At 71.6% G+C, this 21,340-nt stretch carries 16 protein-coding genes; 9 read left to right on the top strand and 7 right to left on the bottom strand.

What is annotated here, in order from left to right:
* Window positions 1-31: 31 nt before the first annotated feature.
* Window positions 32-244 (bottom strand): hypothetical protein, encoded by a 213-nt coding sequence (locus OHA11_RS34585; protein WP_266503027.1) that lies wholly within the window; start codon window positions 242-244, stop codon window positions 32-34.
* 313 nt (window positions 245-557) lie between these two features.
* Here OHA11_RS34585 and OHA11_RS34580 point away from each other — a divergent pair, with 313 nt between their 5' ends.
* The gene (locus tag OHA11_RS34580; RefSeq protein WP_266503026.1) at window positions 558-1,787 is read left to right on the top strand and encodes a bifunctional adenosylcobinamide kinase/adenosylcobinamide-phosphate guanylyltransferase; all 1,230 of its coding nucleotides are present in this window, start codon (window positions 558-560) and stop codon (window positions 1,785-1,787) included.
* A gap of 36 nt (window positions 1,788-1,823) precedes the next feature.
* Here OHA11_RS34580 and OHA11_RS34575 read toward each other — a convergent pair whose 3' ends face one another.
* Window positions 1,824-2,969 carry a class I SAM-dependent methyltransferase gene (locus tag OHA11_RS34575; protein WP_266503025.1) on the bottom strand — a complete coding sequence of 382 codons (1,146 nt, stop codon included), beginning with the start codon at window positions 2,967-2,969 and terminating at the stop codon, window positions 1,824-1,826.
* 200 nt (window positions 2,970-3,169) lie between these two features.
* On the opposite strand from OHA11_RS34575, the gene cobT reads away from it, so the two are divergent.
* The 3 genes from cobT to OHA11_RS34560 all read left to right on the top strand — a co-directional run bounded on the left by cobT (window position 3,170) and on the right by OHA11_RS34560 (window position 7,112).
* Window positions 3,170-4,243 (top strand): nicotinate-nucleotide--dimethylbenzimidazole phosphoribosyltransferase, encoded by a 1,074-nt coding sequence (gene cobT, locus OHA11_RS34570; RefSeq protein WP_266503023.1) that lies wholly within the window; start codon window positions 3,170-3,172, stop codon window positions 4,241-4,243.
* 259 nt (window positions 4,244-4,502) lie between these two features.
* Window positions 4,503-6,317 carry a phosphatidylglycerol lysyltransferase domain-containing protein gene (locus OHA11_RS34565; protein ID WP_266503020.1) on the top strand — a complete coding sequence of 605 codons (1,815 nt, stop codon included), beginning with the start codon at window positions 4,503-4,505 and terminating at the stop codon, window positions 6,315-6,317.
* Between the two features lie 75 nt (window positions 6,318-6,392).
* Window positions 6,393-7,112 (top strand): hypothetical protein, encoded by a 720-nt coding sequence (locus tag OHA11_RS34560; RefSeq protein WP_266503017.1) that lies wholly within the window; start codon window positions 6,393-6,395, stop codon window positions 7,110-7,112.
* Here the strand turns inward: OHA11_RS34560 and OHA11_RS34555 are convergent.
* Window positions 7,049-7,816, bottom strand: a complete 768-nt coding sequence (locus OHA11_RS34555) for a hypothetical protein (protein WP_266503016.1) — start codon at window positions 7,814-7,816, stop codon at window positions 7,049-7,051. The genes OHA11_RS34560 and OHA11_RS34555 overlap by 64 nt on opposite strands.
* 79 nt (window positions 7,817-7,895) lie before the next feature.
* Here OHA11_RS34555 and OHA11_RS34550 point away from each other — a divergent pair, with 79 nt between their 5' ends.
* The gene (locus OHA11_RS34550) at window positions 7,896-8,702 is read left to right on the top strand and encodes an adenosylcobinamide-GDP ribazoletransferase (protein ID WP_266503015.1); all 807 of its coding nucleotides are present in this window, start codon (window positions 7,896-7,898) and stop codon (window positions 8,700-8,702) included.
* A 245-nt stretch (window positions 8,703-8,947) separates the two neighbouring features.
* Here the strand turns inward: OHA11_RS34550 and OHA11_RS34545 are convergent, their stop codons facing one another.
* The 4 genes from OHA11_RS34545 to OHA11_RS34530 form a co-directional block, all read right to left on the bottom strand.
* Window positions 8,948-9,592 (bottom strand): spherulation-specific family 4 protein, encoded by a 645-nt coding sequence (locus OHA11_RS34545; protein WP_266503013.1) that lies wholly within the window; start codon window positions 9,590-9,592, stop codon window positions 8,948-8,950.
* Window positions 9,589-11,112 (bottom strand): hypothetical protein, encoded by a 1,524-nt coding sequence (locus OHA11_RS34540; RefSeq protein WP_266503012.1) that lies wholly within the window; start codon window positions 11,110-11,112, stop codon window positions 9,589-9,591. The genes OHA11_RS34545 and OHA11_RS34540 overlap by 4 nt, the downstream gene beginning before the upstream one ends.
* On the bottom strand, window positions 11,109-12,632 hold the full coding sequence (pelF, locus tag OHA11_RS34535) for a GT4 family glycosyltransferase PelF (protein WP_266503008.1): 1,524 nt from the start codon (window positions 12,630-12,632) through the stop codon (window positions 11,109-11,111). Before pelF ends, OHA11_RS34540 begins: the two co-directional genes overlap by 4 nt.
* Before the next feature lie 93 nt (window positions 12,633-12,725).
* Window positions 12,726-14,762, bottom strand: a complete 2,037-nt coding sequence (locus OHA11_RS34530) for a hypothetical protein (protein ID WP_266503007.1) — start codon at window positions 14,760-14,762, stop codon at window positions 12,726-12,728.
* A 282-nt stretch (window positions 14,763-15,044) separates the two neighbouring features.
* Here OHA11_RS34530 and OHA11_RS34525 point away from each other — a divergent pair, with 282 nt between their 5' ends.
* The 4 genes from OHA11_RS34525 to OHA11_RS34510 all read left to right on the top strand — a co-directional run bounded on the left by OHA11_RS34525 (window position 15,045) and on the right by OHA11_RS34510 (window position 21,273).
* Entirely contained in the window at window positions 15,045-16,592 is a 1,548-nt protein-coding gene (locus OHA11_RS34525; protein WP_266503005.1) for a leucyl aminopeptidase, read from the top strand.
* Between the two features lie 387 nt (window positions 16,593-16,979).
* The gene (gene lpdA / locus OHA11_RS34520) at window positions 16,980-18,368 is read left to right on the top strand and encodes a dihydrolipoyl dehydrogenase (RefSeq protein WP_266503003.1); all 1,389 of its coding nucleotides are present in this window, start codon (window positions 16,980-16,982) and stop codon (window positions 18,366-18,368) included.
* 70 nt (window positions 18,369-18,438) lie between these two features.
* A complete protein-coding gene (gene sucB / locus OHA11_RS34515; protein ID WP_266503002.1) occupies window positions 18,439-20,244 on the top strand; it encodes a 2-oxoglutarate dehydrogenase, E2 component, dihydrolipoamide succinyltransferase in 1,806 nt (601 codons plus the stop codon).
* 390 nt (window positions 20,245-20,634) lie between these two features.
* Entirely contained in the window at window positions 20,635-21,273 is a 639-nt protein-coding gene (locus tag OHA11_RS34510) for a GntR family transcriptional regulator (RefSeq protein ID WP_190036651.1), read from the top strand.
* Window positions 21,274-21,340: the final 67 nt, after the last annotated feature.

Raw genomic sequence — 21,340 nt, 5'->3', positions numbered from 1 at the left:
ACAGCGGCCCTCACACGTATGGGCTACGGGCCTAGGTAGCCTCGGCGTGCAGGCTCATCGGGCCGTAGATCTCCGTGGCGTCCTCGAAGATCCGGACCTGGTCCGCTCCCCCTTCGGACAGCGCCTTCCAGTGTTCGCCGAGCCAGGACTCCGCGTCGCCCTGGGTGGTGAACTCCTCGGGCTGGACCGCGGGCTGGACTTCCGTCCCGTCGGTCTTCTCGAACCGCCACGTCCATGCCGCCATGTCAGCCTCCCAAAGTTCCCAGCAAGATCGGGCTCTCGCCCTGAAGCCTAGGCGCTCCGCTGGTTGTGCGGTGTTCAAAGGTGCAGGTCGTGAACCGTTGTGTGCTGTCTGCGGGTTGGTGGGGGCTTGTCGCTCCCCCACTCTCGGCTTCTCCCCCACTCTCGGCTTCGCTCGAGCGGGGGGACCCCCATGAGCGGGGGGACCCCCATCGCGGCGGAGCCGCGAATGTCACAGCCCCGCGCCCCTGAAAGAAAGGCGGGGCATCGTGTCCCCTGACGCGCAGGACCCGGAGCGACGCGGAAAAATTGGATCCGTGGAAGTTACTTTGCTTGGTACCGGTGGGCCCTCGGGGCTGCCCCGCCCCGACTGTGCCTGTGCCGCTTGTGCGGTGGCGCTTGGTGTGGATGCTCGGGCGGCTGCCGCTCTGTTGGTTGACGGGGCCCTGTTGCTGGACCTGACGCCGGGGGCGGCCTTTGCCGCGGCTCGGGCCGGGCATTCGTTGGGTGGGGTGCGGCAGGTGTTGTTGTCGCATCCGCACGACGGGCCCGCGGTGGAGGTGCCGGCCGGGCTGCCGCAGCCGGGGCGGGTGCCCGACGGGCGGGAGCTCGCGCTGCTGACGGGGCATCGGGTGCGGGCGGTGCCGATGGACGCGCCGGGGACCGGGTACGCGGTGACGGGACCCGACGGGCAGCGGCTGCTGTACCTGCCGCCGGGCGCGGCGCCCGCGGGGCTGGACGAGGCGGCGGCCGGGACGTCCGGGACGTACGACATGGTGCTCGCCGATGTCGTCGGGCGGCCGGACGCGCTGGCCCGGCTGCGGATGGCGGGAGCCGTCGGGCCGACCACGGACGTGATCGCGGTGCACCTCGACCACGATGTGCCGCCGGGCCGGGAGCTGCGGCGGCGGCTCGCGGCGGCGGGGGCACGGGCCGTGCCGGACGGTACGACGCTGACCGTGGGGGTGTACGAGGACGTGCCCGACGTGCCCCGGCGGACTCTGGTGCTCGGCGGGGCGCGGTCCGGGAAGTCGGTGGAGGCCGAGCGGAGGCTGGAGGCCTTTCCCGATGTGCTGTACGTGGCCACCGGCGGGACGCGGAACGGGGACGGCGAGTGGGCCGCCCGCGTGCACGCCCACCGGGAGCGGCGGCCCGGTTCGTGGCGTACCACCGAGACCTGTGACCTCGTGCCCCTGCTGAAGGACGACGGGGCGCCGCTGCTCGTCGACTGTCTGTCGTTGTGGCTGACGGACGCGATGGACTCGGTGAACGCGTGGGACGACGACGAGTGGGCCGGCGGCGGCGAACGCGCGCTGCGGGCCCGGATCGAGGAGCTGACGGCCGCCGTCCGCGAGACCCGCCGCACGGTGGTCGCCGTCTCGAACGAGGTCGGCTCCGGCATCGTCCCCGCCACCCCCTCCGGCCGTCGCTACCGCGACGAACTCGGCCGCCTCAACGCGGCGTTCGCGACCGAGTGCGAGCACGTGCTGCTGGTGGTGGCGGGCCAGGCCCTCACCCTGAAGGGCGACAGAGGCGACAGAGACTGAAGGGCGACAGGGGGTAAGGGAACCTTTTCGGGAGGCCTAGGGGGAGGGCCTCTTCGTCGTCTTGCGGGCGATGATCCGGTACGCGTTCGAGAAGCGGGTGCGGCGCAGGAGCGGGGCCAGGGCATGGTCCAGGACCTGGGCCGAGGCGAGCAGCGGGGCGGTGGCCCGGGTCAGGGCCGTACGGAGGGTGCGCTGGAGGTCGGTCGGCGGGACGGGGCGCCAGGGCTCGTCACCGCCGGGCAGCCGGTTGCCGATCGCGAGGGCGAGGGCGCCCGTCAGGTCGTACGGGATGTGCGGTTCGCGGCGGTCGGTGGAGACGACCGAGCAGCCGAGTTCGTCCAGTTCGTCGAGCAGGTTGCGCAGCGGCATGAGGTGGAGGTGCTGCGGCTGGCAGTACGACACCCACCACTTGCCGAGCAGCGCGCCGAACGCGCAGTCCGGGTCCGGGACTTCGACGAGCAGGTGCCCGCCGGGGCGCAGCACGGCGAGCGCGGCGCGCAGTTCCTCGCGCGGGTCGGGGCTGTGCTCCAGATGGTGGAACATGCTGACCACGTCGTAGCGGGCGCGCAGCCGGTCGACGAGGTCGGGCAGCCGTCCGTGGTGCGCCTCCTCGACGCGGCCCGCCGTCCGCGCCTTCTCGACGCGCGAGGTGGGGTCGAGCCCGTCGAAGGACGTGTAGGTGTACAACTCCTTGGCCGCCGCCGGGAAGTGGCCGTGGCCGGTGCCGACGTCCAGCCAGCTCTCGGGCTCGGGGAACGGGAGCATGGCGCGGGCGGCGGCCTCGTGGCGTCTGCGTCGCGCCCGGGCGTGCAGGCGCCGCTCGGCGAAGTTCTCGTGGCTCTGCCGGCTCTCGTGGCCCTCGTAGAAGTCCCGGTAGTAGAAGGCGAGGCCCTGGGCGGTGAGGCGGGGGTTCTGGAAGGCGTGGGCGCAGTCCTCGCACTCGTCGACGACGAAGGTGCCGGGCTTGTGCTGGAGCAGGTCCGGGGTGCGCAGGCGGGTGCGCAGCCGCGGGGAGCCGCACCAGGGGCAGTCGGGCCGGCGGGGCTCGTGGAAGTGGTCGGTGCCCTGGGCGAGTTCGCTGAGGTACGCGGCGCGGCGCCGGGCGACGGTCTGCTGTACGGGAGGCGCGGGCTGTGCGGGCGGTGTGGCGGGCGTGGGTGATGTGGCGGGTGTGGGGGGCATGGTCTGTCTGCTCCTGCCGGTCCGACGCGGTACGACCCTGTAGAGGCTGATATGAGCTACTACCGGTCGATACAAACCGGTATGACAATCCACTGCAAACCGGAACGTATGGGATAGCGATCTTCGATGCAACGACCCTGTGAAGCGCACTGACCGACCGTCAGGAGACCGGCCCGATCACTGCCGGTACTGTTCGGCGAATGAGCTCGCTTAATCTCGACGACTTCACCGATCTGATCGAGCGCCCCGACGGTGGCGTACGGCGTGACGCCGAGGCGCGCCGGGAGCGGCAGGTCGTGCCGCCCGGGTCCCTGGGGCGCCTCGACGAACTCGGTGAGTGGCTGGCGGCGGCGCAGGCCGCCGTGCCGGTGCGGGCGATCGAGCGTCCGCGTGTGGTGCTGTTCGCGGGTGACCACGGGGTCGCCGAACTGGGGGTGTCGGCGCGGCCCGCGGGAAGCGCGGACGAGCTGGTGCGTGCCGTGCTGGACGGCGTGAGCCCCGCCGCCGTGCTGGCCCGGCGGCTCGGGGTGCCCGTGCGGGTGGTGGACATGGCACTCGACTGCGAGCCGGAGAGCCTGCCCGACGAGGTCGTACGGCATCGGGTGCGGCGTGGGTCCGGGCGGATCGACGTGGAGGACGCGCTGTCCCTGGAGGAGGCGGAGGCCGCGTTCCGCGCGGGGGTCGCCGTCGCGGACGAGGAGGCGGACTCCGGGACCGATCTCGTCGTGCTCGGGGACGTGAGCGTCGGGGGGACCACGGCCGCGGCCGTGCTGATCGCCGCGCTGTGCGGCACCGATGCGTCGGTTGTCACCGGGCGTGGCGGGCGGGCGATCGACGACCTCGCCTGGATGCGCAAGTGTGCGGCGGTTCGCGACGCGCTGCGTCGCGCTCGGCCCGTGCTCGGCGATCAGCTTCAGCTGCTCGCGACCGTGGGCGGGGCCGACCTGGCCGCGATCACCGGGTTCCTGTTGCAGAGTGCGGCGCGGAAGACGCCGGTGATCCTTGACGGGGTCGTCTCGGCCGCGTGTGCGCTGGTCGGGCAGCGGGTTGCCTTCCGGGCGCCGGACTGGTGGCTGGCGGGCCAGACCAGCGGCGAGCCGGCGCAGGCGAAGGCGTTCGACCGGATGGCGCTCGAGCCTCTGCTCGATCACGGGGTGACGGTCGGGGAGGGGGCGGGGGCGTTGCTCGCCTTGCCACTGGTGCAGGCGGCTGCCGCGTTGGCGGCGGAGATCCCGGAGGGCACCGAGGACTCTGAGGACCCCGAGAAGGAATAGCGGCCTGGGGGTAGTTCGTCGGGTGCGGGTGGGTGGGGGCTGGTCGCGCCCCGCGGCGGAGCCGCAAATAGACACAGCCCCGCGCCCCTGAAAGACGGGGCTGCGCCCCATGTCTTTTGTCTGCGGGGCGCAGCCCCCTGCTTTTCAGGGGCGCGGGGAACTGCGCGACCAGCCCCCACCCACCCGCACTCGCCGCCCAACAGAACCGCCCCTCCCCATAGGCGCCCATACGTAAAAACGCCCCATATCATCACTTTTCATGGGACCCGCCCGAATTGCCGTCGTGCACAACCCGGCCCCGGAGCCAGCGCGGGCCCCCGCCCGCACCGGCGACGGCGCCCGCCCAACCACCCCCGCCTCGCGGCGCGCCACCGCGTTCGCCGTGTGGTACCTCCGCGTCGTCACGTTCCTCAACTTCCTGAGCGCCGCATGGGTCTCCCTCGGCCAGGACGTGCGCCGCCACAACACCGAGGACTACTTCACCCCGTATCTCCTGACGGCAGGCTTCGCGTCGGGTGCGTTCACGATGTTCCTGGCGATCACGATGCGCCGTCGCAAACGAGCGGCCTGGATCCTCAACCTCGTACTCAGCGGGCTCTTCCTCCTGCTGTTCGCCTTCGCGATGGCCTTCCCGGAGATCCGCCAGTACCCGCAGAACTGGATCTCCCTCGCCCTCACGGCCGCCTTCGTGGCATCCCTCGTCATCGGCCGGCGCGAGTTCTACGCGAAGGGCGACCGCTCGAACCCGAAGCTGGCGGCCGCCGTCGCGGTCGGCGGACTGCTGCTCTGCTCACTGCTCGCCGCACTCCTGGTGACCGTCACGAACAACGCGCACGACGCGCACCCCTCGACGTTCCCGGACCGCTGGCGCTACGGCACCCTGCGGCTGATCTCGGTCGCCGCCGACGACTCCCACTTCCCCGGCGTCACCACTCCCAACTGGGTGAACGTCGCCATCAACGTCCTCAGCACCCTGCTGGTCCTCGCCGTGTTCTACGCGGCCTTCCGTTCCCGCCGCGCCGTCGACCCGCTCACCGAGGACGACGAGCGGCGGCTGCGCGCGCTGCTCGACAAGAACGGCGACCGCGACTCCCTCGGCTACTTCGCGCTGCGCCGCGAGAAGAGCGTGGTGTGGTCCCCGACCGGCAAGGCAGCCGTCGTCTACCGCGTCGTGAGCGGTGTCTCGCTGGCCTCCGGCGACCCCATCGGCGATCCCGAGGCGTGGCCCGGCGCCATCGGCCCCTGGCTCGCCGAGGCGCGCGTACATGGCTGGATTCCGGCGGTGATGGGCGCGAGCGAGGAGGCGGGGACCATCTACGCGCGCCACGGCCTCGACGCGCTGGAGCTGGGAGACGAGGCGATCGTCGAGACGGCCGAGTTCACGCTGGAGGGGCGGGCCATGCGGACCGTCCGCCAGGCCTACAACCGCGTCCAGCGCGCGGGCTACCAGGTCCGCGTCCGGCGCCACGAGGACATCCCGGCCGACGAGATGGCGTACCTCCTGAAGCGTGCCGACGACTGGCGGGACGGGGCGACCGAGCGGGGCTTCAGCATGGCGCTCGGGCGGCTCGGGGATCCGGGTGACGGGCGGTGCGTGATGCTCGAATGCACCTATGGGGAGGGCGAGTTGAGGGCGGTGCTCTCCTTCGTGCCCTGGGGGCCGCACGGGCTCTCGCTCGACCTCATGCGGCGGGACCGGGACTCCGAGAACGGGCTGATGGAGTTCATGGTCATCGAGCTCCTCCAGCGGGCCCCCGAGATCGGGATCACGCAGGTCTCGCTCAACTTCGCCATGTTCCGTTCCGTCTTCGAACGTGGGGCGCGTCTCGGCGCGGGCCCGGTACTGCGGCTGTGGAGGTCACTCCTCAGCTTCTTCTCGCGCTGGTGGCAGATCGAGTCGCTGTACCGCGCCAACGCCAAGTACCGGCCCATCTGGGAACCCCGGTTCCTGCTCTTCGAGAAGAGCGGTGACCTACCGCGCATCGGCCTCGCCGCGGCCCGCGCGGAGGGGTTCCTGGAGGCGCCGGGCCTGCCGAAATGGCTGCACCGCAAGCACCTGGAGTCACACAGATGAGTACGCGTGGATGAGACAGATCAGGGATCGGAACATAGGGCACATGAGCTCGTACGAGCTCGTGGTCGCCCGCCCATGACCACCCCCGCCCGCCTGGCCCGACCGGCCCGGTTCGCCCGCGCCGAATGGGGGCCGCTGTACGCGACCGTGCGTGCGGGCCTCGTCGTGAGGCGGTGGCGGGCGGTCCCCATGACCGTCGCCGGGGTGTGTCTGACGACGGTCATGCAGTTCGTGCAGAACCAGCCCTGGGGCTACCGGTTCGTCCAGGACATCGGTGCCGTCCGCGCCGAGGACGCGCTCTGGCTCGCCCTTCTGCGCACCCCGCTCTCCCTCTTCGTACCGGCCCTGGACCTGCCCGTGTGGGGCGCGCTCGCGCAGATACTGATCGTGTTCGGGATCGCCGAGATCTGCCTGGGCTGGTGGCGCACGCTCGTCGTCGCGTACGTCGCCACGCTGGCCGGCACGCTCTACGCGCGCGTGGGCGTCGCGCTCGGCCCGCACGGCCCGCTGGGGCTGCCCGCCTCGGACGCGTGGGTCGTGGACACCGGGCCGTCGGCGGCCGTGGTCGGGCTCGCGGTCTTCCTCGGCCTGCGGTATCGCGCGTACGTCACCGTGGGGGTCGTCGTCGCGGCCATGGTGGTCGAGGTGCTGTTCAAGGAGAACCTGGCGGGCAAGGAGCATCTGGCCGCGATCGCGGCCGTGCTGGTGCTGTGCGCGATCTCCGGACTCCGTCACCGGCCGCCGGGCAGGGACCGGACGGGTTCCGGATCCGGTTTGCCGCCGATCCAGTCCTGAATCCTGCGGCGGGGGCCCGCCCAGCGGCGGTCGTGGTGGTAGGCCCGCAGCCGGGACTTGGCCCGGGCGCGGTGCCGGTTGCGGTAGAAGCGCTTGGCCCACGGGGAGCCGGGGCGGGCGAGGCGGATCGCGCCGACCAGGGCGACGAGCGGAACGATCACGCCGAAGATCGCCATACGTGTCTTGCCCTTGCTCAGGGCCAGCAGCGAGATGAGGAAGTTCACGGCGATGCTCACCATCACGCCCGCGCGGTCCTGCAGTTCGTCCTCCGAGAGGTCGTTGACGCCGAACGGCAGGAAACCGCTGAGCATCAGGCCCACCAGGGCCGCGGTGAGCACCACGACCTCGACGCTCTTGCGGCCCTCCTCGCTCCAGTAGACGTCGTCGAGGTGCAGGATCAGCGCGAACTCGTCGAGGACGAGACCCGCGCCGATGCCGAACACCACGGCGAACACGGCCGAGCCGAAGCCGTGCCGGCCGCTGGCCACCGCGCCGAAGCCGCCGATCACGGTCAGGACGACGCCGGGGACCACGTGGTGGATGTGGACGCCGCCCGCCTCGACGTTGCCGAAGGGGCCCTTGCCCGCGCGGATCATCCGGACGACGGTCCGGGTGATCAAAAAGGTCAGTACGAAGGAGGCGAGCGCCAGCAGGAGCGGCAGCTTTCCCGGTTCGGTGATGTTCCGTGTCCACCAGTGACCCATGCGCGCACTTTATCCACTTTGTCCATGGCTGCCGTGGGCGGCTCACAGGGGCTCTCGGGCCGCCGGGTAATCTGCGCCGGTGTCCAAGCCCCCGCCGGAAACCACCCCGGCCTCCTGGCCCGACGGCCTCCGTTTCGCCTTCGGCACGCTCACCGTGCTGCCGGTCGAGGTGACGCGGTGGGACCGCGAGGCCGCGCGGGCCGGGATGCTGTGCGCGCCCGTCGCCGGGCTGGTGGTGGGTCTGGCCGCCGCGGCGGTCGGCCTGTTCCTGCTGGTCCTCGGCGCGGGTCCGCTGCTCGCGGCCGTGGCGGGGGCGGCGGTGCCCGCGGTGCTGACGCGCGGCCTCCATCTCGACGGGCTCGCCGACACCGCGGACGGGCTGGGCAGCGGCAAGCCCGCCGAGGACGCGTTGCGCATCATGAAGCGGTCGGACATCGGGCCGTTCGGTGTCATCACCCTCGTGTTCGTGCTGTTCGGCCAGGTGGCGGCGCTCTCGGAGGCCTACGGCGGCTCTTGGGGGCGGGGTGCGTTGGCGACCGTCGTATCGGCGGTCGCGGCCCGGCTCGCGCTCACACTGGCCGCGAGGGTGGGCGTGCCGCCGGCTCGGCCGGAGGGGTTGGGGGCGGCGGTGGCCGGCACGGTGCCCCTGCGGGGGGCGGTTCTGGTGACGGTCGGCGTCACCGCGCTCGCGGCGGGGGCGGGCTTCGGGGCGTACGGTCCTGTCCACGGCGTGCTCGCCGTGCTCGCCGTGGTTACGGCGTGCGGCTGCGCCGAGCTGCTGCTTCGACACAGCGTCCGCCGCTTCGGCGGGATCACCGGGGACATCTTCGGAGCCTTGGCCGAAACTGCCGCTACCGCGACGCTGGTGGTGCTGGCCCTTGGGTGAGGGGGGCCGGGGGTTGTCTTCACAGTGCGGCCCGGTGGGGGCTGGTCGCGCAGTTCCCCGCGCCCCTAAAAGCCCACGGTCCCGCCCGCCCGAAAAGCGCACCGCTCCGCGCGCCCCATGCCCACTGCCCCGCCCGCCCCTGAAAGCGGGCGCAGCCCGTCTTTCAGGGGCGCGGGGCTGTACCGATTTGCGGCTCCGCCGCGTGGGCGCGACCAGCCCCCACCAGCCCGCAGGCAAAAGAAAGCTCAGCCCGCCTGCAAGGCACACGGCAGCGTGCCCCACGGGTGCGCCCCCTCGCCCGGGACCGCGCAGTGGATCGTGGCGCCCCGGGTGCGGGCCAGGTCGCCCACGGGGGCGCCCGGTGGGACGCCGTGGACCAGGTGGCACTGGCGCGTGCGGCCTGCCGTGAAGGGGGCCGGGCGGAAGCTGCGGTACGCGTCCCAGGTTCCCTCGAAGGTGACCAGGACGTCGGCCAGGCGGGCGTACGCGGGGTGTGGCGGCGCCCCGTGGTTGAGGGCGATGGTGGTGCAGCCCGCGCCCCAGGCCGACGAGGCGAGCCGCTGGTAGTGGCCGAAGTCGCCCAGCCCTGACGTGACTTGGTCGAAGAACGCGCCGTCCGTGCCGTACCAGTCGCGGTACCGCGTGAGGTCCTGGACGACCTCCGCGCGAGACCTGCGGCCGTAGTCGGTGTCGGTGTAGCCGAGCACCCGGACGTCCCTCCCTCGCAGCCGCTCGGCGATCTCGGCGAAGGCCGGGTCGGGGCGGTCGCCGGGGCCGCTGGCCGGGTTCAGTACGACCCCGTAGAGGCGGGGTGCCGCCGCCACGATCGCCTCCCACTCCGAGGGGCGGACGGACGGGTGCTCGTAGTACGGGACGAGGAGGGTGCTCATCTGTGGGCGGTCGCCCTTCCCAGTTGCCAGCAGACCAGGGTCGCCAGTACGCCGGCCGCCGCGCCGTAGACGAAGAGGCCGACCAGGTGCGGGCTCACCCCGTCCACGAGCAGCGCCCCGGTCTGGGCGAGCCCCGCCGCGCAGCAGATCACCGCGGCACTCAGGACGGCGCCGAACGACTGGAGCAGCAGGCCGGTCCAGAGGACGACCCCGAGGAGCAGCAGGGCGGTCAGGCGGACACCGCTCAGGCCGGGCGCGTGCGGCCACAGCGCGGCCGTGGCGAGGCTGAGCAGGAACAGCGCGGCCAAGTAGCCGCTGAGGCATTTGACGAGCGTGACCGCGGTGGTCCGCCAGAAGTCGCGTGACGTACTGCTGGAGCGCAGTCCGGCGAGGCTTCCGCTGCGGAAGCGATAGAGCAGCCACTCGGCCGGCCCCATGCTCAGCGTGAGCGCCACCGCGGCGGGGGCGGCGACCGCGGCGCTCGTCGAGCCGTCGGCCAGGACGTCGCCGAGCGCCACGTACACGACGAGGACGCCGCTGCCGAGGCCGAAGAAGGCGTACGGCAGGGCGTCGGCGAGCCCGGGCGACGCGCTGCGCGGCCGTTTGGTGTCCTGGGTGCCGCCGAAGGGCAGCAGCGCCGCGAGCCCGGCGGACCAGCCGATCCGCGTCCCGTCTCCCGACTGCCGTACGGCCGGGGCGACTTCGATGGCGGCGAGGGCGCCGACGATACCGAGCGAGCCGAGCAGCAGGCCCAGTCTCGCGGCCTCCGGGACCGACTGGGCCATGGCCAGTACGGCACCGGCCGCCATGGGCAACAGCGCGGCGAGCAGGGCCCGTTCACGGGCCATGACCAGGAGTACGGTGGCCGCCGCGAGGTAGCAGGACTGGCCCGCGGCGAAGGCGACCGCGCCGAGGTGACCGGGGGCGACGGCCAGGGCGACGAGCGAGCCGAGCAGTGCGCCCACGGGTGCCCCGACGAGGAGCGAGCGGCGGGCGGCCCCCTTGTCGCCCAACCCCAGCCAGGAGTACGCCCGATAGGCGAGGCCTTGGTTCCAGGCCCAGCCGCACAGGGCGCCGGCCAGCAGCGGGACCGTACCGGCGGGGAGCCCGAAGCCGTCCTGCGGGCCCGCGAGGAGGGGCGCCCCGAGGACGTAGCCGAGGCCGGGCAGCGCGAAGACGACGCCTCTCAACAGGCAGCCCAGCAGGCCGATTTGCCACGGGTCGTGGGCCGGTCCCGAGGGTTCGGGGTGGCGGCGCTCGACGCGCTCGTACAGCTCCTCGGCGAGCGAGAAGGAGTCCTTGCAGCCGTACTTCTCGCGTATCTGGTCGTCCGACATGCCGTCGGACTCCAGGATCGCGGCTATCTCGTCCGGGTGGACGGCGGCGGCTATGAACTCCTCCAGTCGCGTGGCGAGTTCGTCCACCGGGTCGGGTTCCGCCCAGCTGGGACGGCGCTGGCGCGGCACATAGGGGAGCATGTCGGGCCGCGAGCCGGGCGGCATTCGGATCGATCCGCTCACCAGCCGGTCCCGTCCGTCGCGACGGCCTGGTACCAGGGGTCGCGCAGTTCGAGGGTCCAGTCGGCGACGGTCTCCAGCGTGGGCTCGTACACCTCGGGCAGGCCCGCGAGCTCCTGGTAGATCGTCCGGAAAGCGTCCACGGAGCGGCGCAGCGTGAAGCGCTCGATGACGCGCTGGCGGGACAACTGGCCCAGTTCCAGGCGGCGTTCGTCGTCCTTCAGCAGGACGAGCGCGGCCGCGGCCATCTTCTCGGGCTCGCGCGGCGGCACCACGAGCCCGGTGTCGCCGACCGCCTCGCTGACGCCGCCCACGTCGGTGGAGACCGTGGTCCGGCCGCAGGACATGGCCTCGATGATCGAGAAGGGGAAGCCCTCGGAGATGGAGGAGAGCATCACGACGTGCCCGGCCGCGTAGGCCCGCCACACCTCGCTGATCCGGCCCTCGAAGGTGAGCCCGTCCGTGACGCCCAGCTCGGCGCCGAGCTTCTCCAGCCTGGTCTTGTACGCCTCGCCGCCGGGCGGTACCGGGCCGAACAACCGCAGCCTGGTCTCGGGGAGTTCGGCGCGCACCATGCCGTACGCGCGTAGCAGCGTCTCGAGGTCCTTGATGGGGTCGACGCGACCGCACCAGGTGAGCGTGGGGACGTCCGGTTCGGGTCCGGCGTGCGGGAAGGCGGCGGGGTCGACGCCGTTGTAGACGGTACGGATCTTGTCGGGGTCGGCGCCGCCGCGCTCCTCCCAGCGGCGGTTGTACTGGTTGCACGGGGTGATCAGGTCGGCCGTCTGGTAGCCGAGGGTGTTGAGCTCGCGGTAGAAGCCGAGCATCAGGGCCTTGACGGGCCAGCGCTGTGCGTCGCTGCGGTAGCCGAGGTAGCGCTCACGCAGATAGATGCCGTGCTCGGTGAGCAGGAACGGGATGCCGTCCAACTGCCGTGCGGCCAGGGCCGGGAGCGTGGCCAGGCCGCTGCCGGTGGCGTGCGAGACGGAGTCCTCGGGCAGCCGGACGCTCAGCGGGCGCAGCGCGTGCTCCAGCAGGTCGGTCGCCGTCAGCGCGTCGTGCACGGTGGGGCGGGCCCGGGCGGTCGGCAGATGCGGCATGGTCCAGATCCACATCAGCGAGCGCAGGGCGGCCTCGGTGCGCAGGGCGGCCGACAGCCGTCCGTCACGCGCGAGTTGGGCCAGTTCGTAGAACGCCTCGCCGAAGTCGCAGTGCGCCTCGGGGTCGAGGAACGACAGCAGGAACCGCTCATAGGTGTCGATGAAGCGGCGGCGGGCGGGGCCGCGCGGTGCGCGCCGGGATCCCTGCAGCGTGCCCCACAGCGGTACGGACGTGTGCTGGTAGACGTTGTTCGGCAGCTCCCAGGTCACGGGTTCGCGGCCGTTGCCGGACAGTGAGACGACGTTGAACTCGACTTCGGGCATCCCCTTCACGAGTTGGTCGCACCAGGTGCTGACCCCGCCGTGGACCAGTGGATACGTGCCCTCCGTGAGCATGGTGACATGACGGCCTGTGCTCATCATGCGTGTTCCCCCCTGGAACATTTCTTACGGCTCGGTGGCGCGCCCCGGCCGGTCTTGGCCGGGACGCGCGTCGTGCTGTGGCGCTGCTCTCCGTTATGCGGGCAGTTTCAGGGTGAGGGCGGTCTGCAGAGCGTCCGGCGTGGTCCAGGCCGAGCGCTCCCCCGCGTAGGGCGTCCCGAACGCGGTGGTGCCGAGCAGGAGTTGCTTGAGCGTTCCTTCCGGTGCGGTGACCGGGATCCGGGTCCCGGACGGTGCGGTGACAGTGACGGTGGTGCCGACGCGGTACGCCGTGACCTCACCGTCGGCGACGGACTGCTGCCAGGCGGCACGATTCTTCAGCTCGGTGCCGATGGCGCTCTGCCGCGGGTTCTCCAGCGGTGCGTTGTCGGCGTAGAGCGCGCGGTAGTCGGCGAGCACCTTGTCCACGACCGGGTAGAACAGCCGGTCCTCGGCCAGGTTGGACTGGTGCACGTAGTGCGGGCGCGGGTCGTTGCCCACGGCGTGGCCGAGGGCGGTGCGCGCCTCCTGCGGGACGATGTACGACGCGTAGCCGGTCGCCCCGTCCAGCGGCTCGTCGAGGCAGGTCGAGGTCGGGTTGTTCTCGCAGATGCCGCTGCCGCCGTCGGCCGTCGAGGTGTAGATCCAGTTGTACTCGTCGGCCATCTCCTCGGCCGTGCCGGTGTTGTAGTACACGTTCATCGGGTAGCGGGGCACTGTCAGGGCGCCGCCCACCGAACGCTGCTGCGGTTCACGGGAGTTGTCGGAGGCGGTCCACTCGGCTCCGTTGTCCGCGAGGGCGCCGGCGAGGTTCGGGTTGTCGTCCGGCTGCTGCGGCAGGCTCTTGAGGCCGGAGTGCTCGCCGGTCACCAACTCGCTGGTGTCGACGGGCAGTCCGTGGCTCGCCGCCCACAGGTTGTTGTCGCGGATCTCCGCCGAGATGTCGGCGCGGCTCACGTACTGGGTCGAGCCGTCGGTGTTCTTCGCACAGCTCCACGGCACGGTGCTGGTGTCCTGGACGCAGCCGAGGAAGGGGTGCGTGTAGGTGTGGTTGACCCAGCGGTACTCGCCCTTGTCCGCGAGGAGTTGGTCGGCCAGCGCGTCCACGTTGCCGTTCTCGCTCTTCCACTCCTCGCCCGCTCCGGCGTTGTAGACCATGTCGAGGGTGAAGCCGCTGTCCCGCTGCCACTGGGCGGCGTACACCGCGTCGGCCGCGGTCATACGGATCGGCGTGGTTCCCTCACCGTCACCGCCCACGCAGTCGAAGTCGCCGGGTGTGCAGTTGCGTTCGGTGTCCCAGCGGCTGTCGGGTGCGAACACATCATCGACATGGACAGAAAAATAGTTCCTGTTCTGACCCAGGTGTACGCCCTGAGTCAGCCATTCGACAATGCCACGGGCAAGAACGCGGAACTGCTGCTGGTAGTGGTTGTACGCGAAGGTCACGACGAGTTCGCGGCGCCCGTCGTGCGCGTACTCGCCGACCAGGCTGCCGCGGCCCGTCCCGCCGGGCACGGCCATGTCCACGTAGCTGGTGAAGCCCTCGCGCGGCCGGGCCACGAAGCCGTAACTCTCCTGGACGGAAGCCGAGTTGTCCTCGAACGTCAGCGGCCCGTCGAGATAGCCGAAATACCCCGCCCCGCCCGCCGCGGTGACCGCCGCCTCACGGCCGTCGAGCGTGCCGGCCCAGCCGCCCGCGTTCGTGTAGTCGAGGCCGACCCCGGGGTGCGCCCAGGTGTAGGCGTCGACCTGGGGGATGCCGAAGGTCCGCTCGTACGCCTCAAGGGCGGTCTGCTCGGCCGAACCCGCCCCGAACGGCGCCTCGTTGGGCAGTACGACGCCCTGGTACTTGGCACGCGGCGTGCCGTCCACCGTGTCGCTCAGGAACGCCTCGTTGATCGTCGGGCGCCCCGAGTCGTTCAGGTCGACGGTCGTATACGGGACGCCGGTGGTCTTCAGCTCCTCCGTGACGGCTTCCACGGGGCTGTCGCCGTTGTCGACGACGAGCACCCTCAGATCGATGCGCGGCTCTTCCGCCGCCGACGCCCCGGGGGTTCCCAGCCCCAGGGCCAGCAGACCGGCGGCCGCCATGACAGCGGCCGCGTTTCTCCATCTGGGCGCTCTCTGCGCCATGTTCGCCCCTCCCCCACCGGATCCCCCTCACGGTCGATTCGAGGAGGTTCCGTGGAAATGATGCAAAGCGATGAACCGTTTACCCACCGCAAATACAAGGAGTGTGGCTCAGGTCACAGGAGTGAGGGGTGAGAAGTGGCCAGGCGGCCAAGCGGGGATGAATCCCCGCTGGAATGAGTGAAACACGCGACCGCGCGTAGGCTCGTGCCCGGTACTCCACCGCCCCGGCCGCCCTCACCCCCGACGGCCACAGCAACTCTATGGAAGCGAGATTTCACCACCGTGACTGCTCTCACTCTCAGCACCGCCGCGGCGCCCGGCCTGCGGGTCGACGCCATCGTCGTCGGTGTCGCCAAGGGCACCGGGCCCAAGTCCGGGGACCTGGTCGTGGCACCGGGCGCCGAGGCCGTGGACAAGGCGTACGACGGCAGGCTCGCCGGCGTTCTGGAGACCCTCGGCGCCTCGGGCGGCGAGGGCGAGGTGACGAAGCTGCCGGCACCGTCCGGTTTCAAGGCACCGCTCGTGCTGGCGGTCGGTCTCGGTGCGCTGCCCGCGAAGGACGGTTCCTTCTCCGGGGAGACCCTGCGCCGCGCGGCCGGTGCCGCCGCGCGCGCCCTCGCCGGTACGAAGAAGGCCGCGTTCGCCCTGCCGATCGAGGACGCCGCCGACGCGGGCGCCGTCGGCGAGGGCGCGCTGCTCGGCGCGTACTCCTTCGACGCGTACAAGGAGACCGCCAAGACCGACGGCGGGAAGGACGCCAAGAACGGCAAGGCCCCGCTCGTCGAGGCCACGCTGCTCGGCGGCAAGCCCCGCGACAAGGCGTTCAAGGCGGCGATCGAGCGTGCCACCGCCGTGTCCGAGGAGCTGAACCGCGCCCGTGACCTCGTCAACACCCCGCCGAACGACCTCAACCCCGAGGCCTTCGCGGCCGTCGCGCAGGCCGCGGCCAAGGAGCACGGCATCAAGGTGCAGGTGCTCGACGAGAAGGCCCTGGAGAAGGGCGGGTACGGCGGCATCCTCGGCGTCGGCGCCGGCTCCGAGTCCGCGCCCCGCCTGGTGAAGCTGTCGTACACCTCCTCCAAGGCGAAGAAGCACCTCGCCTTCGTCGGCAAGGGCATCACCTACGACTCGGGCGGCATCTCGCTGAAGCCCGCCGGGCACAACGAGACGATGAAGTGCGACATGAGCGGCGCCGCCGCCGTGTTCGCCGCGGTCGTCGCCGCCTCGCGGCTGGGCCTCGATGTCAACGTGACCGGCTGGCTCGCGCTGGCCGAGAACATGCCCTCCGGTTCCGCCACCCGCCCCGGCGACGTGCTGCGCATGTACAGCGGCAAGACCGTCGAGGTCCTCAACACCGACGCCGAGGGCCGGCTCGTCCTCGCCGACGCGCTCGCCAAGGCCTCCGAGGAGACCCCGGACGCGATCGTCGACGTCGCGACGCTGACCGGGGCGATGATGCTCGCCCTCGGGAACCGGACGTTCGGCGTCATGGCGAACGACGACGCGTTCCGTACGGCGGTGCACGAGGCCGCCGAGGAGGTCGGCGAGGCCGCCTGGCCGATGCCGCTGCCGGAGCACCTGAAGAAGGGGATGGACTCCCCGACCGCCGACATCGCCAACATGGGCGAGCGGTACGGCGGCGGCCTGGTCGCCGGACTCTTCCTCAAGGAGTTCGTGGGCGAGGGGATCACGTGGGCGCACCTCGACATCGCGGGGCCCGCCTTCAATGAGCAGGGGCCGTTCGGCTACACGCCCAAGGGCGGGACGGGGTCTGCCGTACGGACTCTGGTGCGGCTGGCGGAGATCACGGCCGCGGGTGATTTGGGCTGAGGTTCGCCCACTGACTCGGTTCGGACCGTCGGACGGCGGGTGCGGGCCGGTGGGGGCCGGTGGGGGCCGATCGCTCCCCCACTCTCGGCTTCTCCCCCACTCTCGGCTTCGCTCGAGCGGGGGGACCCCCATGAGCGGGGGGACCCCCATCGCGGCGGAGCCGCATATCGATGCAGCCTCGCGCCCCCGAAGGGGCGCCGGTCCGGCCGTGTGATCGATCAGACGTCTCACAGCCCGGCCCGGCGTCCCGCCTGCCGTCGACAAGTGCGAAGATGGGTTCTCGGCAGGACAGGGCCCACCACAGGGCCGAAGAAAGAGCGGCCGGACACCAGCCGCCGCCCGGTCACTGAAGACCGGCGTACGGCGCACATGCATGGAGGACGTGACGTGGCGAACGACGCCAGCACCGTTTTCGACCTAGTGATCCTCGGCGGTGGTAGCGGCGGCTACGCCGCGGCCCTGCGCGGAGCGCAGCTGGGCCTGGACGTCGCCCTGATCGAGAAGAACAAGCTCGGCGGCACCTGCCTGCACAACGGCTGCATTCCCACCAAGGCCCTGCTGCACGCCGGCGAGATCGCCGACCAGGCACGCGAGGCGGACCAGTACGGTGTCCTGACAACGTTCCAGGGCATCGACATCAACGCCGTCCACAAGTACAAGGACGACGTGATCAGCGGCCTCTACAAGGGCCTGCAGGGCCTGGTGGCCTCGCGCAAGGTGACGTACATCGAGGGCGAGGGCCGTCTGTCGTCCCCGACCACCGTGGACGTCAACGGCCAGCGCATCCAGGGCCGCCACGTGCTCCTGGCGACCGGCTCCGTGCCGAAGTCGCTGCCGGGCCTGGACATCGACGGCGACCGCATCGTCTCCTCGGACCACGCGCTGAAGCTGGACCGCGTCCCGCAGTCCGCGATCGTGCTGGGCGGCGGCGTCATCGGCGTCGAGTTCGCCTCCGCGTGGAAGTCCTTCGGCACCGACGTCACGGTCATCGAGGGCCTCAAGCACCTCGTCCCGGTCGAGGACGACAACAGCTCCAAGCTTCTTGAGCGCGCCTTCCGCAAGCGCGGCATCAAGTTCAACCTCGGCACGTTCTTCGAGAAGGCCGAGTACACGCAGGACGGCGTGCGCGTGACCCTCGCCGACGGCAAGACCTTCGAGGCCGAGATCCTCCTGGTCGCCATCGGCCGCGGCCCGGTCTCCGCCGGTCTCGGCTACGAGGAGCAGGGCGTCGCGATGGACCGCGGCTACGTCCTCGTCGACGAGTACATGCGCACGAACGTACCGACCATCTCGGCGGTCGGTGACCTGGTCCCGACGCTCCAGCTCGCGCACGTCGGCTTCGCCGAGGGCATCCTGGTGGCGGAGCGTCTCGCCGGTCTGAAGACCGTTCCGATCGACTACGACGGCGTGCCGCGGGTGACGTACTGCCACCCCGAGGTCGCCTCCGTGGGGATCACCGAGGCCAAGGCCAAGGAGATCTACGGTGCGGACAAGGTCGTCGCTCTGAAGTACAACCTCGCGGGCAACGGCAAGAGCAAGATCCTCAAGACCGCGGGCGAGATCAAGCTCGTCCAGGTCAAGGACGGTGCCGTGGTCGGCGTCCACATGGTCGGCGACCGCATGGGCGAGCAGGTGGGCGAGGCCCAGCTGATCTACAACTGGGAGGCGCTGCCCGCCGAGGTCGCGCAGCTCATCCACGCCCACCCGACCCAGAACGAAGCGATGGGCGAGGCCCACCTGGCCCTGGCCGGCAAGCCGCTGCACTCGCACGACTGACCGACCCTCGGTCGAAACACATCGCCGCGACGACACAGACTTCCGCAATTCGTAAGGAGCAACCGAAACCATGGCGGTTTCCGTAACCCTTCCGGCGCTCGGCGAGAGCGTCACCGAGGGCACTGTCACCCGCTGGCTGAAGGCCGAGGGCGAGCACGTCGAGGCCGACGAGCCGCTGCTCGAGGTGTCCACCGACAAGGTCGACACCGAGATCCCCTCCCCTGCCGCCGGTGTGCTCGCCTCCATCAAGGTCGCCGAGGACGAGACCGTCGAGGTCGGCGCCGAACTGGCCGTCATCGACGACGGCACGGGCGCGCCCGTCGCCGCCCCTGCCCCGGCCGCCGCCGAGGCTCCGGCCCCGGTCGCCGAGCCCGCCCCGGCTCCGGTCGCCGAGGCCCCCGCGGCTCCGGCGCCCGCCGCCGAGCCCGCGCCCGCCCCCGCCGCCCCTGCCGGTGGCGCCTCCGGTACCGACGTCGTGCTGCCCGCACTGGGCGAGTCGGTCACCGAGGGCACCGTCACCCGGTGGCTCAAGGAGGTCGGCGAGGAGGTCGCGGAGGACGAGCCGCTGCTCGAGGTCTCCACGGACAAGGTCGACACCGAGATCCCCGCGCCGGTCGCCGGCGTACTGCTGGAGATCGTGGTCGCCGAGGACGAGACCGCCGAGGTCGGCGCGAAGCTCGCCGTCATCGGCGCCCCGGGCGCGGCTCCGGCCGCCGCACCGGCTCCGGCAGCCCCGGCCCCCGCCGCCGCTGCTCCGGCTCCGGCCCCGGCAGCTCCCGCGGCCCCGGCCCCGGCGCCCGCTGCTCCGGCCGCTCCGGCCGCAGCCGCACCGGCTCCGGTCCAGCCCGCCGCTCCCGCTCCGAAGCCTGCCCCGGCTGCTCCCGCGCCGGTCGCGGCCGCTCCCGTCACCCCGGCCCCGGCTCCCGCCGCGACCTCCGGTGACGACGGCGCGTACGTGACCCCGCTGGTGCGCAAGCTCGCCGCCGAGAACGGCGTCGACCTGGCCGCCGTCAAGGGCACCGGCGTCGGCGGTCGTATCCGCAAGCAGGACGTCCTCGCCGCCGCCGAGGCGGCGAAGGCCGCCGCGGCCGCTCCGGCTCCGGCCGCGGCAGCCCCGAGCACCGCCAAGAAGGCGCCGGCCCTGGAGGCCTCTCCCCTCCGCGGCCAGACCGTCAAGATGCCCCGCATCCGCAAGGTCATCGGCGACAACATGGTCAAGGCCCTGCACGAGCAGGCCCAGCTGTCCTCGGTCGTCGAGGTCGACGTCACCCGCCTGATGAAGCTGCGCGGGAAGGCGAAGGACTCCTTCGCGGCCCGCGAGGGCGTCAAGCTCTCCCCGATGCCGTTCTTCGTGAAGGCGGCGGCCCAGGCGCTGAAGGCCCACCCGGCCGTCAACGCCCGGATCAACGTCGAAGAGGGCACGATCACCTACTTCGACACCGAGAACGTCGGTATCGCGGTGGACTCCGAGAAGGGCCTGATGACCCCGGTCATCAAGCACGCGGGCGACCTGAACATCGCCGGCATCGCCAAGGCCACCGCCGACCTGGCGGGCAAGGTCCGGGCCAACAAGATCACGCCGGACGAGCTGTCCGGCGCGACCTTCACCATCTCGAACACCGGCTCGCGCGGCGCGCTCTTCGACACGATCATCGTGCCGCCGAACCAGGTCGCGATCCTGGGCATCGGTGCCACGGTCAAGCGTCCGGCCGTCATCGAGACGGAGGAGGGTACGGTCATCGGCATCCGCGACATGACCTACCTGACGCTCTCCTACGACCACCGCCTGGTGGACGGCGCCGACGCCGCCCGCTACCTGACGGCGGTCAAGGCGATCCTGGAGGCGGGCGAGTTCGAGGTCGAGCTCGGCCTGTAGGCTCCACCGCCGCCACACCGCACGACGAGGTGCCCCTGCCCGGTTCTCCGGGCGGGGGCACCTTTGCGTTGCGGCCAGGCTGCGGGCCGACAAAAGCAGGGGCGCAGCCCCGCTTTCAGGGGCGCGGGGCCGTGACATTTGCGGCTCCTCCCCCACTCTCGGCTTCGCTCGAGCGGGGGGACCCCCATCGGGGCGCGACCAGCCACGGACGGCCGGCAGCCTGCGAACAACCACCAGCCCCACGGCGCAACCCAGCACACCGCCACCGCATGTAAGTCTCGTCTCACCTGCACGAAAGCACCCCCGGCACCACTCCCCACGCCGAACCCGGCCTTATTGTCTAGAAGTCAACGCCCTCGGGGCCGGAGCGCCCCTACCCAAGGAGCTTCAATGACCGCGCCCGTCGTCCACTCGCTCCGCGAACAGATCCGCGAGCACATCGTGGAGGGGATCGTGAGCGGCCGCTGGAAGCCGGGCGAGCGGATCGTGGAGCGCCGGATCGCCACCGAGCTGGAGGTCAGCCAGACGCCCGTGCGGGAGGCCCTGCGCGAGCTGGAGTCGCTGCGCCTGATCGAGTCGGCCCCCAACAAGGGCGTACGCGTACGCAATCTCACCGCGGCGGACCTGGAGGAGAGCTACCCCGTACGGGCCGGTCTGGAGGCCATCGCGGCCGAGCTGGCCGCCGAGCGGCTCGCGGCCGACTGCTCGGCACTGGAACCGCACGTCACCGCCCTGTACGAGGCCGACCGCAAGGCCGACGGCACCGGCCAGGTCCGCCACACGGTGGCCTTCCACCGCGAGCTGGTGCGCGCCGCGGGCAACTCCGTGCTGCTGCACACCTGGGAGGGCCTCGGCATCGAGGTCTTCACGGCCCTGTCGATCCGCTGGCTGGGCACGGTCCAGCAGTCGTACGCGGAGGAGCACGAGGCCCTGGTGGAGGCGTTCCGCCGCCGGGACCCGCTGATCGCGGAACTGGTGAAGGCACACGTACTGGGCTGCGCGCCAAGGACGGGCAGCGAGCCTTCCTGACCGCGAACGAGCCCTCCTGGTCGTGGCCAAGCAGGCCCTCCTGACCTTGGGCAAGCGAGCCCCAGCG

This window comes from Streptomyces sp. NBC_00878 (genome assembly GCF_026341515.1).
Taxonomy (GTDB): Bacteria; Actinomycetota; Actinomycetes; order Streptomycetales; family Streptomycetaceae; genus Streptomyces.
Note: the sequence above shows the minus strand (reverse complement) of the source record. Positions and strands in the feature narration are given on the sequence as shown.